Source organism: Streptomyces lonarensis (genome assembly GCF_012033735.1).
GTDB lineage: Bacteria > Actinomycetota > Actinomycetes > Streptomycetales > Streptomycetaceae > Streptomyces > Streptomyces lonarensis.
Genome location: NZ_JAAVJD010000028.1, coordinates 26,030 through 36,592, shown reverse-complemented (window position 1 = coordinate 36,592; position 10,563 = coordinate 26,030). Strand labels below are relative to the sequence as shown.

General features: G+C 73.3%; 11 protein-coding genes and 1 pseudogene. 8 read left to right on the top strand and 4 right to left on the bottom strand.

Features of this window, described 5'->3' with window-relative positions; all coding sequences use genetic code 11:
* Nucleotides 1-265 precede the first annotated feature (265 nt).
* Together HCN56_RS26235 and HCN56_RS26230 are read left to right on the top strand one after the other, a co-directional pair.
* Nucleotides 266-646 (top strand): annotated as a pseudogene (locus HCN56_RS26235) (VOC family protein); the annotation flags it as partial.
* Between the two features lie 75 nt (nucleotides 647-721).
* Nucleotides 722-1,165 (top strand): NUDIX domain-containing protein, encoded by a 444-nt coding sequence (locus HCN56_RS26230; protein ID WP_245246068.1) that lies wholly within the window; start codon nucleotides 722-724, stop codon nucleotides 1,163-1,165.
* Nucleotides 1,166-1,266: 101 nt separating this feature from the next.
* Here the strand turns inward: HCN56_RS26230 and HCN56_RS06305 are convergent, their stop codons facing one another.
* The 3 genes from HCN56_RS06305 to HCN56_RS06295 all read right to left on the bottom strand — a co-directional run bounded on the left by HCN56_RS06305 (nucleotide 1,267) and on the right by HCN56_RS06295 (nucleotide 4,609).
* Nucleotides 1,267-2,178: a carbohydrate ABC transporter permease gene (locus HCN56_RS06305; protein WP_167968481.1), complete on the bottom strand. Its 912-nt coding sequence runs from the start codon at nucleotides 2,176-2,178 to the stop codon at nucleotides 1,267-1,269.
* Nucleotides 2,175-3,188 carry a carbohydrate ABC transporter permease gene (locus tag HCN56_RS06300; RefSeq protein WP_167968480.1) on the bottom strand — a complete coding sequence of 338 codons (1,014 nt, stop codon included), beginning with the start codon at nucleotides 3,186-3,188 and terminating at the stop codon, nucleotides 2,175-2,177. The genes HCN56_RS06305 and HCN56_RS06300 overlap by 4 nt, the downstream gene beginning before the upstream one ends.
* Before the next feature lie 122 nt (nucleotides 3,189-3,310).
* Nucleotides 3,311-4,609, bottom strand: coding sequence for an extracellular solute-binding protein (locus tag HCN56_RS06295; RefSeq protein ID WP_167968479.1), 1,299 nt, complete (start codon nucleotides 4,607-4,609; stop codon nucleotides 3,311-3,313).
* Between the two features lie 333 nt (nucleotides 4,610-4,942).
* On the opposite strand from HCN56_RS06295, the gene HCN56_RS06290 reads away from it, so the two are divergent.
* From HCN56_RS06290 to HCN56_RS06275, 4 genes are all read left to right on the top strand, one after another.
* On the top strand, nucleotides 4,943-5,335 hold the full coding sequence (locus tag HCN56_RS06290; protein ID WP_167968478.1) for a hypothetical protein: 393 nt from the start codon (nucleotides 4,943-4,945) through the stop codon (nucleotides 5,333-5,335).
* 34 nt (nucleotides 5,336-5,369) lie between these two features.
* Complete coding sequence (locus HCN56_RS06285) at nucleotides 5,370-6,344, top strand: 1-aminocyclopropane-1-carboxylate deaminase/D-cysteine desulfhydrase (RefSeq protein ID WP_167968477.1); 975 nt, start codon at nucleotides 5,370-5,372, stop codon at nucleotides 6,342-6,344.
* 178 nt (nucleotides 6,345-6,522) lie between these two features.
* Nucleotides 6,523-6,936, top strand: coding sequence for an ATP-binding protein (locus HCN56_RS06280; protein WP_167933243.1), 414 nt, complete (start codon nucleotides 6,523-6,525; stop codon nucleotides 6,934-6,936).
* Nucleotides 6,825-7,841: an RNA polymerase sigma factor SigF gene (locus HCN56_RS06275; protein ID WP_312871078.1), complete on the top strand. Its 1,017-nt coding sequence runs from the start codon at nucleotides 6,825-6,827 to the stop codon at nucleotides 7,839-7,841. The genes HCN56_RS06280 and HCN56_RS06275 overlap by 112 nt, the downstream gene beginning before the upstream one ends.
* A gap of 99 nt (nucleotides 7,842-7,940) precedes the next feature.
* Here HCN56_RS06275 and HCN56_RS06270 read toward each other — a convergent pair whose 3' ends face one another.
* Nucleotides 7,941-8,486, bottom strand: coding sequence for a hypothetical protein (locus HCN56_RS06270; protein ID WP_209312418.1), 546 nt, complete (start codon nucleotides 8,484-8,486; stop codon nucleotides 7,941-7,943).
* Nucleotides 8,487-8,564: 78 nt separating this feature from the next.
* Here HCN56_RS06270 and HCN56_RS06265 point away from each other — a divergent pair, with 78 nt between their 5' ends.
* Together HCN56_RS06265 and HCN56_RS06260 are read left to right on the top strand one after the other, a co-directional pair.
* A complete protein-coding gene (locus tag HCN56_RS06265; RefSeq protein WP_167968475.1) occupies nucleotides 8,565-9,533 on the top strand; it encodes a diacylglycerol/lipid kinase family protein in 969 nt (322 codons plus the stop codon).
* Nucleotides 9,534-9,871: 338 nt separating this feature from the next.
* Nucleotides 9,872-10,129, top strand: coding sequence for a WhiB family transcriptional regulator (locus HCN56_RS06260; protein WP_103503164.1), 258 nt, complete (start codon nucleotides 9,872-9,874; stop codon nucleotides 10,127-10,129).
* Nucleotides 10,130-10,563: the final 434 nt, after the last annotated feature.

Genomic DNA, 10,563 nt, shown 5'->3' with positions numbered 1-10,563 from the left:
GCGCGGGGGCGGGCGCCGCGTTCCTCGTCGCGCTCTCCGACGGCGGCAGCACCGGGCGGGCGCTGCTCACCGGGGCGCTGCTCGCGGTGGCGGTGGGCACGGCGACGCTCACCCTGTCGACGCCGCCCCGCCGACGCTGACGCGGTCGGCGCCGACGGAGGGCGGCACCGGCGCGGCCCGTGCCGCCCGCGCGGCGTCCCGCACGCCGGTCGCGGGCGCGAAACGGTGTCGCGGCACGCCGGACCGACCGTTTAGGGTCCCGGCCATGAGCACCCCGCTGCCCGCCGGCCCCACCGCCACCGTCCCGCCCGCGACCCCGCTGCCCGTCGAGCCCGCCGCCCGCCTCTCGATCGCCTGCGCCGACCCGGCCCGCGTCGCCCGGTTCTGGGCCGCGCTGCTGGGCGGCGAGCCGGTGCCCGCGGCCGGCGGCGGTGTCGCCCTCGCCCCGCCGGCCCCGCTGCCGGCCCTGCTCCTGCGACCGGCGGCGGGCACCCCGTCCGCCCGTCCCTCCGGCGACGGCGCGGTGGTCCCGGAGTTCACGGTGGACGACGTCCCCGCCACCGCCGCCCGAGCCCGGCACCTGGGTGCCACCGGCGACGCGGCGGCCGACGGCGATCGGGCGGAGCTGCGGGACCCGGAGGGCGCCCGGTTCGCTCTGCTGCGCCGCGGTGGCGGTCTCCCCGCCCCGGCCGTTCCCGCGCCCGCGGTGGCGGCGGGGTCGATGACGCTGCTGGCCGCGGCGGTCGTCGTCCACGACACGGCCGCGGACCGGGTGGTGATGCTGCGCCGCGGCCCGAACGCGAAGTTCGGGCGGGGGCTGTGGGACGTGCCGGTCGGCAAGTGCGACCCCGGCGAGGCGGTGCCGGACGCGGCGGTCCGGGAACTGCACGAGGAGACGGGGCTGGTCGTCGACCCCGCCGACCTGCGGTTGGGGCACGTGGTGCACGGGGCGCGAGGGGCGGAGGCCCCGGGCGGCTTCCTGACGGTGGTGTTCGTGACCGAACGCTGGTCCGGGGAACTGGTCAACCGGGAGCCGGCCAAGCACGCGGAGGCGCGGTGGGTGCCCACCGGCGAGCTGCCCTCGGACGTGGTGTTCTCCGCCGACCGGCTGCTGGAGGCGGTGCTGAGCGGGCGTCCCGGGGTGACGGCGCGCGGCTGGAGCTGACCGCGGCGCGGCGGCCGGCTGCGCCGCGGGCGGACCGACGGGCCCACCGCCGTGCGGCGGTGGGCCCGTCGGTGGGGCTCTGCGGTCCGGGCCGCGGCGGGTCAGCCCTTGACGGCGCCCGAGGTGAGGCCGGAGGCCATCTTCCGCTGGACGATCATGAAGAAGATCACCACCGGCAGGGCGATGAGCACCGAGGCCGCCATCAGGGAGCCGAAGTTGGTGCCGCGCTGGGTGGTCATGCTCATCAGCCAGACCGGCAGCGTCCATCGCTCGTTGTCCTGCATCACCACGTACGCCAGCAGGTACTCGTTCCAGGTGTTGACCAGCGAGAACACCGAGGTGGCGGCGATCCCGGGGCCGATCAGCGGGAAGACGACGCGCCAGAACGCGCCCATGCGGGTGCAGCCGTCCACCATCGCCGACTCCTCCAGTTCCCTGGGGATGTTGATGATGAACCCGCGCAGCATCCAGACCGCGAACGGCAGCGCCGAGACGGTGTAGACGACGATCAGCGCCCAGTACTGGTTGAGGCCGCCCATCCGGTTGAGCTGGAGGTAGAGCGGGATCAGCATGGCCAGCGGCGGCAGCAGCTGGACGAGCACCAGCACGATCAGCAGCGGCTTGCGGCCGTAGAACCGGAACCGGCCGATGGCGAAGGCGGTCAGCAGCGCCAGCAGCATCGCCGCGACCACCGTGACAGTGGTGACGATCAGGCTGGTCCGGACCGAGGTCCAGAAGAAGTTGCTGTTGATCGCCGACTGGAACCCCTCCAGCGTGAACGAGGAGGGCCACAGCGTCTGGTCGTAGGACCGGATCTCCCGGCCGGGCCGGAAGGCGCTGACCAGCATCCAGTAGACCGGGAACGCCATCACCACGAAGACCAGCAGGCCGCCGAGGTTGAACCAGCGGGTCGGCTTCTTCCGGTCCGGCCGCAGGTCCTGGGCGCCGTCCGGCGTGGTGGCGGGCGTGGAGCCGCCGGTCAGGCGGCGGAGGGTGGTGGCCGGGGTGCTCATTCGACCTCGCCTCGTTTCATCATCTGGCGCAGGTAGTAGACGGCGACGCCCGCGAGCAGCAGCACGGTGATCAGCGCCACGGCGGTGCCCTGGCTGAAGGACTGGCTCTGGAAGGCGAGGTTGTAGGAGTAGATGCCGAGCAGTTCGTACTGCGGCTCCACGTTGTTGCCGCGCATCAGGAAGATCTGCAGGAAGACGTTGAAGTCCCAGATCACCGAGAGGGTGGTCACCAGGGTGAACACCGGCTTGATGACGGGGAAGACGACGTGCCGGAAGACCTGCCGGCTCCCGGCCCCGTCCAGGCGGGCCGCCTCCTCCAGTTCCTTCGGCACCTGGGTGAGCGCCGCGTAGAGCGTGACGGCGACGAAGGGGATCGCGCCCCAGACGACGACGGCAGCCACCACGGCGAAGCCCTGCCAGGTCTCCATGAACCAGTTGTGGCCGCGGAAGTCGACGCCGGGGAGCTTGCTCAGCAGGATGTTGACGATGCCGTACTCGGAGTCGGTCAGCCACCGGAAGATCGAGGTGGCCACGACGATCGGCATGGCCCACGCCGTCACCAGGGCGGCGGTGACCATGAGCCGGACCACCAGCGACATCCGCTGCATCATCAGCGCGATGAGCAGCCCGCCGCCGACGGTCAGCGTCACGCACACGACCATGAAGACCACCGTGCGGGCGGCCACCGCCCAGAAGTGGGCGTCGGTGAGCACGTTGGTGAACTGCTCGAACCCGACCCAGTCCGGGGTGTCCCCGGTCCACAGGTGGCGCCGGCGGTAGTCCTGGAAGGACATCACCAGGGTGCGGTAGAGCGGGTAGAAGTAGACGGCGGCGATGGCCAGCAGGCCGGGCAGCACCAGGAGGTAGGGCAGCATGCCGCCGCGGTGGCCGCGGTCCTGGCCCGGCGTTCCGGCCGCCGGGGCGGCGGGTCCGGCGGGGCCGTCGGGGCCGTCGGGCACCTGGGGTTCGCCGCCCGCGGCGGGCGGCCGGTCGAGGGTGGGGACGCTCATCTGGGGCGGGTCCTTCGTGTCGTCCGTAGGGTCCGGTCGCCCTGCGCCCGCCGGCGGACCGCGGCGGGCGCAGGGCGGCCGCGGTACCGCCGACGGACGGTGGCGAGGGGCGAAGGCGCCGGTCAGGCCTCGTTGTTGATCAGGTCGTCGATCGCGGCGTCGGCGGTGGCGGTGGCCTCCTCGACGGGGGTGCCGCGCAACACCTCCAGCAGCATGTTCGGCAGCACGCTCTGCTGCTCGACCGCGGACCAGCCCGGGGCGATCGGGGTGAACCAGGCGTCGGGGACGGCGTTGGCCATCGGCGCGGTGGTCGGGTTCTCCTTCAGCGGCTCCAGCTGCTTGGTGTTGTTCGGCAGCGTGTCCTTGCCGACCAGCACCTCCATGGACTCCTCCGAGGTGAACATCGCGATCCACTCGGCGGCCAGATCCTGGACGTCGGACTTCTCGACGATGGCGAGGTCGGAACCGCCGATGAAGGACGGCAGCGGCTCGCCGTTCGGACCGGGCATCCCCGCGACCTGGATGGTGCCCTCCAGCTCGGGGTTGCCCTCGGCGCCGTGCACGACGACGCCGGCCTCCCAGCCGTTGCCGTAGATGAGGGCCGCCCGCTCCTGGGCCATGGCGAGGGCGTGGTCCTCCTCGTCCTTGGTCTGGTCGCCGCGGTTCCACTCCTTGACCAGGTCGATGTAGTGCTGGATGCCGGCCTGCGCCTCCGGGGTGGAGAGGGTGCCGCTCCACTCGCCGGAGTCCTCGTCGAACTCGGCGATCTGGCCGCCGTAGCCGACCACGTAGGACATCGCCGCGTGCCAGTTGCGCCCGGCGAGGTACATCGGGGAGTAGGCCTGGCCCTCGCCGAACTCCTCGTCCAGCGCGGTCATCGCCTCCAGCAGCTCGTCCTCGGTCTGCGGGAACTCCGCGGAACCGGTGGCCGCCTCGAACATGTCGGCGTTGTACACGGCGACCCGGGAGCCGGCGTAGTAGGGGACGCAGTACATGGCGCCCTCGAACGAGCAGGTGTCGACCAGCCCGCCGATCCAGGTGTCGGAGTTGTCGTACTGCTCGGGGTCGATCTCGGCGAGGACGCCGTTGAGGATGTAGGTCATGGTCTCGGTGTTGCCGAGCTCCACGACGTCGGGGAACTCACTGCCGCCCAGGGCCGCGTCGAGCTTGGTGGTCTTGTCGCCCCACTGCTGGTACTGGACGTTGACGGTGACGCCGGGGTAGGTCTCGGCGAACTTGTCGTTGACCTCGGTGACCAGTTCGGGCCAGGTGGAGTCGGCCTCGCCCATCAGCCAGACGGTGAGGGTCTCGTCCCGGTCCTCCGCGGCCACGGCGCTCCCGCCGCCGCCGCTGTCGGACCCGCACGCCGTGACGCCCAGCAGGGTCACAGCGCCGATGGCCGCCATGAGCTTGCGATTCATTCGTCCTCCTCGACAAGGTGCCGCCGCGCCACCGCCCGGGCCGTCGGTGAGTCGTCGACGCGGCGGTCCGGGCACGCGGGAGCCGGGACCGCTCCGGGCCCGCTAGTGGTGTAGACCAGAGCCCGAGCTTGGCCTAGACCTATCTGGGCGTCAACGGGTGTGCGCTGGGCTTCGGTTCTCGTTATCGGACCGACACCGGACCGGCGGTACCGTCCTCCGTTCGTCCCCCACGGGCAACAGCAGCGCAACAAACCGGCCCGTGCCGGGGCTCGCCGGCCCGGGAGCGGCGACCCTGGTGACCGCACCACCGCCGCCGACGAGGAGACGGACGCCATGGCAGAACGACGCGCCGCGGACCGGGACGAGCAGACCGGCGCGGCGACCCCCGGGGAACACCGCCCGCGCGGCCGGCTGCGCCTCTTCCTCGCGGTGCTGCTGCGCCTGCTCCCCGGACGGCGCGCGGCGCGCGCCGACGGCGGCACCGGCGGGACGGCCGCGGCCGACGGGAACCGCCGCCCGAGCAGGGCGAGCACCACGGTGGACGCGGCCGGCCACCTCACCACCGCCGCCGGGCCCGGCGGGGCGTCCCAGGGCGGCGGGCCCCGGGACGGTGGCGGCGGCGAGCCGCAGCTCCCCCAGGGCAGCGGAGGCGGGGGCGGAACACAGCTCCCCCAGGGTGGCGGAGGCGGGGGCGGCGGCTCCTGGCTGGACGGCTTCTCCCTCTGACACCGGCGCGGCGCCCGGCCCGCACAATGAGCGGGTGACCAACCCGCCGGAAGGCTCCGACCCCCTCGCCGCGCTCGGCCCCGCGCGGCTGCCCTCCCCGCTGCAGGAGATCGACGACGAGCGGTTCACCGCCCGCGGCGTCCGGCTGCTCCTCAAGCGGGACGACCTGGTCCACCCCCGGGTCATCGGCAACAAGTGGCGCAAGCTGACCCCGCACCTGCGCGCGGCGCTCGTCGAGGGCACCGGGACGGTGGTGACGGTGGGCGGCGCCTACTCCAACCACCTGCGGGCGCTCGCCGCGGCAGGCCGGCCACTCGGGCTGCGCACCGTCGGCATCGTGCGGGGCGACGAACTGGCCGGGCGGCCGCTCAACCCGTCCCTGGCACGCTGCGCCGCGGACGGGATGCGGCTGCACTTCGTCTCCCGCGCCGAGTACCGCACCCGCCACGACGCCGCCTTCGCCCGCGCCGTGCGGGAGCGTTTCGGCCCCGCACGGCTGGTGCCCGAGGGCGGCAGCGACCCGCTCGCCGTCAGCAGCTGCGCGGAACTCGGCCGGGAGCTCGCCGCCGCGCACCCCCGCCCCGACGTGGTGGCGCTGCCCTGCGGCACGGCGGGGACGCTGGCCGGAGTCGCCGCGGGGCTCGCCCCCGACCAGCGGGTTCTGGGAGTGCCGGTGGTGCGGGACCCCACACTCGGCGACGCGGTGCGACGGTTCCAGGAGGCGGCCTTCGGCGGGCCGCGCGGGCGCTGGGAGCTGGCGACCGGGTTCGAGCACGGCGGGTACGGGCGGACCCCGCCCGCGCTGCTGGCGTTCGCGGCCGACTTCGCCGACCGGCACGGTGTCCCGGTCGAGCACTGCTACGTCGCGAAGCTGCTGTACGCCCTGGCGGAGCTGACCCGCCGGGGCTCCGTCGCCCCCGGCACGGTACTGGCAGCGGTGGTGACGGGGCGGCCCGAGGACCCGCGCGCGCCTGACCTGGACAACTCCACGCCCGCCAGTGGTATTTGATCATCGGCTCCCGGCGGTCGCCCGCACTCCATGGACTACCATCTGTGATAGCGCGAGCGCGCCGCCCGGTGGCGGCGCGGTCGCCGCCGGACCCGCCCCGTGCGGGGCCCGGCGCAACGACGGGCGTCAACCCAGGACGCCCGCACCGCTCGTGTGTGAGCCACCCATGGAGGTGAGGGTGTCCGAGATTCCAGGTGAGCCCGGAGCGCAGGACTTCGTCGAAGTCCGGCTGCCCGCGGCCGGGGCGTATCTGTCGGTGCTGCGCACGGCCACGGCCGGCCTCGCCGCACGCCTGGACTTCACCCTCGACGAGATCGAGGACCTGCGCATCGCGGTCGACGAGGCCTGCGCCATCCTGCTCCAGCAGGCGGCCCCCGGGTCGACCCTGGCGTGCGTCTTCACCCTCGTCGGCGACTCGCTGCGGGTCACCGTCTCCGCGCCGACCACGGAGGGCAACGCCCCCGAGCGCGACACCTTCGCGTGGACGGTCCTGACGGCGCTGGCGGGCGAGGTGGAGTCCTCCGTCGCCGACGACCGAACCGTGAGCATCAGTCTGCACAAGAAGCGCGGCGCGGCGCCCGGAGCGCCGTGACCGGAACTTCCGGAGCGTCACCGGACGAGGGGGTCGAAGTGACCAACGCAGAACCCGCGGCCCTGCCGCAGGAGAGCGGGGCCGAGCACGCGGTCGCCACGACCGCCGCCCTGCCGGAGCAGGCGCCGCTGCGCCGCGCCGTCCCCGGGCCGGCGGACCGGGGTGCCGCGCGGGACCTCTTCGTCGAGCTGCGCAAGCTGCCGCCGGACGGCGCCGACTACGCCGAGCTGCGCAACAGCCTGGTGCGGATGCACCTGCCGCTGGTCGAGCACCTGGCCCGGCGGTTCCGCAACCGCGGCGAGCCGCTGGACGACCTGACCCAGGTCGCCACCATCGGGCTCATCAAGTCGGTGGACCGCTTCGACCCCGAGCGCGGGGTGGAGTTCTCCACCTACGCGACCCCCACGGTGGTCGGCGAGATCAAGCGCCACTTCCGCGACAAGGGCTGGGCGGTGCGCGTGCCGCGGCGGCTCCAGGAGCTGCGGCTGTCGCTGTCCACGGCCACCGCGGAGCTCTCGCAGCAGCACGGGCGCGCGCCCACGGTGCACGAACTCGCGCAGCGGCTGGCCATCTCCGAGGAGGACGTGCTGGAGGGGCTGGAGTCGGCCAACGCCTACTCGACCCTCTCGCTCGACGTCCCCGACACCGACGACGAGTCGCCGGCGGTCGCGGACACCCTCGGGGCGGAGGACGACGCCCTGGAGGGTGTGGAGTACCGCGAGTCGCTGAAACCACTGCTGGAGGAGCTGCCGCCGCGCGAGAAGAAGATCCTGCTGCTGCGGTTCTTCGGCAACATGACGCAGTCGCAGATCGCCCAGGAGGTGGGCATCTCCCAGATGCACGTCTCCCGGCTGCTGGCACGCACCCTGGCACAGCTGCGGGAGCGCCTGCTCGTGGAGGAGTGAGAGCGCCGCGGGCGACCGCGCCGCGCACGACGGACGCCGTCGGGACCCTTCGGTCCCGACGGCGTCCGTCTCGTTGCGGGCCGTCCCCGCCCGCGGTGCTCAGTCGCGGTCGGCGCGGTCGGCGGCGCCACCGGGCTCCCCGGCCGCCGCCGTGCCGGGCGGTGTCACGCCGAGCGCCTCCGCCGCCGCGGGCGACATCAGGCAGCCGAGGATCACGGCCGCGGTCACCGCGAGCGGCACCGCGGCGACCAGCCAGCCGCCACCGGTCTGCACCATGTACCAGGCCGCCGGCAGCGCCAGCATCTGCGTCAGCACGGCGGGGCCGCGGCTCCAGCGGCGCAACCGCCACAGGCCGTGGCCGGCGGCGAGCGGCAGCACCGCGAGGGCCAGGACGGTGACGGCGCCCGTGAGCGCCTGCACCAGACCGTCCGGGTCGCCGGTGAAGGTGAGGAGCAGCATCGTCGCGCCCCAGACGGCGATGGCCGCGCCCTGGAGGCCGCTGAGGGCTGCGGCCACGGTGATCCGGGTCGGCCGCTCGCCGGGGGCAGGCGGCACCGCCCTCGCCCCGGGGTCGGCGTCGGCGGTCGGCCCGGGGCCGTCGCCGGGGCCGGCGTTCCGGGCTGCGGGGGTCGGCTTCTCGCTCACCCGGCCAGGGTAGCGGCCCCCGCGGCCGTGCGGCCCCGTCCGGCCCGCCGGGTCCCGCCGGTGGGTACGCTGCACCCCATGCGCGCACTCCTCGTGGTCAACCCGGCAGCCACCACCACCAGCGCGCGGACCCTCGACGTCATCGGCCACGCGCTCGCCAACGACCTGAAGTTGGAGGTCGCCGCCACCGAGCACCGCGGCCACGCCCGGATGCTGGCACGGCGGGCGGTGGAGGAGGGCTCGGCCGAGCTGGTCATCGCGCTGGGCGGCGACGGCACCGTGAACGAGGTCGTCAACGGCCTGCTCTCCCACGGCCCGGACGTCGGGTCGCTGCCCCGGCTGGCGGTGGTCCCCGGTGGTTCGACCAATGTCTTCGCGCGGGCGCTGGGTCTCCCCAACGACGCCGTGGAGGCGACCGGGGCGCTGCTGTCGGCACTGGAGTCCGGCAGCGAGCGGACGATCGGCCTCGGCCACGCGGCGGGCACGCCGGGCAGCGCGGACGCGGAGGTCCCGGGGCGGTGGTTCACGTTCTGCGCCGGACTCGGCTTCGACGCGGGGGTCATCGGCCGGGTGGAGCGGGAGCGCGAGCGCGGCAAGCGGTCCACGCACGCGCTCTACATGCGGCAGGTGCTCAGCCACTTCGTGCACGACCCCCGCCGCTCGCGCGGCACCATCACCCTCTCCCGGCCCGACCGGGCGCCGATCGAGGAGTTGGTGGTGTCGATAGTCTGCAACACCGCTCCCTGGACCTACCTGGGCAACAAGCCGGTGTACGCGGTGCCCGGCACCTCCTTCGACACCGCGCTCGACGTGCTGGCGCTCTCCAAGCTGTCCTCCGCCGCCGTCACCCGTTACGGCACCCAGCTGCTGCGCTCCACCCCGGAGCGGGGCCCGCACGGCAAGCACGTGGCCTCGCTCCACGACGTCAGCGAGTTCACCTTGCATTCGCAGGTGCCATTGCCGTTTCAGCTGGACGGTGACCACCTCGGACTGCGAACCAGCGTGGACTTCACAGGCGTACCCCATGCACTGCGTGTGATTGTGTGAGTCGATCCCCGGAAAATCCTTTCAGTCGAACGTTTAGGCCAGTCCCCACCCAGGAGAAGTAGGGCTGTGAGCTAACCGACACCAAGGATTCAAAAAAAACTTTCCGGAAGGGGTTGTATCAACCGTCGAGGTTTGCGAACCTCTACATGGCGATCGCGACAGCCGACACACCGGCCTCATGTCAGACCGATTCGCCCTGATTCCCCGCCCGAGTGTGGGGAACGACACGAACCCTCCCGGAGACTGATCTTCCAGATCTTCTTGCCCTCCGAGGGGATTCGTGAAAGCGTTCACATTCACAAGCAACGTTACTGCAACCCGCAGGAGATGGAGCAGACATGGACTGGCGTCACAACGCCGTTTGCCGCGAGGAAGACCCCGAGCTCTTCTTCCCCATCGGCAACACCGGTCCTGCGCTGCTGCAGATCGAGGAAGCCAAGGCTGTCTGCCGGCGGTGCCCCGTCATGGAGCAGTGCCTTCAGTGGGCGCTTGAGTCCGGCCAGGACTCCGGCGTCTGGGGCGGGCTGAGCGAGGACGAGCGCCGTGCGATGAAGCGCCGCGCCGCCCGCAACCGTGCCCGCAAGGCCAACGCCTGACGCTGTCGGCCCCGGCCGAACGCCCCCGCTGCCCCGAGCCGCAGCACGCAGCGTCCGCGCTGTACGTATCACCCAAGACTGGACGACGGTCACCGGCCACCACCGGGACCCGCGTCACGCCACCGGCCCCGGACCGCACGCCCTGCGGTCCGGGGCTTCGGCGTTCCCATGGGGCGACCTCACCCCCGCAGGCGGGCGGCGGGCGGCAGGCCCCCGGGGCCGCCCCGGCGTCCGGCCCCGGGCTCGAACCGGGGCGTCGGGCCCTGGCGTCACATCGAGTTGACGCGGCGTCACCCGTTCCGGTCAGCTGCGCCGAGGAGAGCGCACGCCCCCGCTCCCGCGTGTATTACCGCGCCCGTCCGAACGGTCGGATTGTCGAGCGGTATACGAACTCCGGTCAGCGCGTAATCGCGGTGCGTGGTGCTTTATCCGAA

What these genes read in the sequence shown, in the direction of transcription:
- HCN56_RS26230 (WP_245246068.1), top strand. Translation starts at nt 722, where the DNA reads ATGACGCTGCTGGCCGCGGCGGTCGTCGTCCACGACACGGCCGCGGAC.
- HCN56_RS06305 (WP_167968481.1), bottom strand. Translation starts at nt 2,178, where the DNA reads ATGAGCACCCCGGCCACCACCCTCCGCCGCCTGACCGGCGGCTCCACG.
- HCN56_RS06300 (WP_167968480.1), bottom strand. Translation starts at nt 3,188, where the DNA reads ATGAGCGTCCCCACCCTCGACCGGCCGCCCGCCGCGGGCGGCGAACCC.
- HCN56_RS06295 (WP_167968479.1), bottom strand. Translation starts at nt 4,609, where the DNA reads ATGAATCGCAAGCTCATGGCGGCCATCGGCGCTGTGACCCTGCTGGGC.
- HCN56_RS06290 (WP_167968478.1), top strand. Translation starts at nt 4,943, where the DNA reads ATGGCAGAACGACGCGCCGCGGACCGGGACGAGCAGACCGGCGCGGCG.
- HCN56_RS06265 (WP_167968475.1), top strand. Translation starts at nt 8,565, where the DNA reads ATGCGCGCACTCCTCGTGGTCAACCCGGCAGCCACCACCACCAGCGCG.
- HCN56_RS06260 (WP_103503164.1), top strand. Translation starts at nt 9,872, where the DNA reads ATGGACTGGCGTCACAACGCCGTTTGCCGCGAGGAAGACCCCGAGCTC.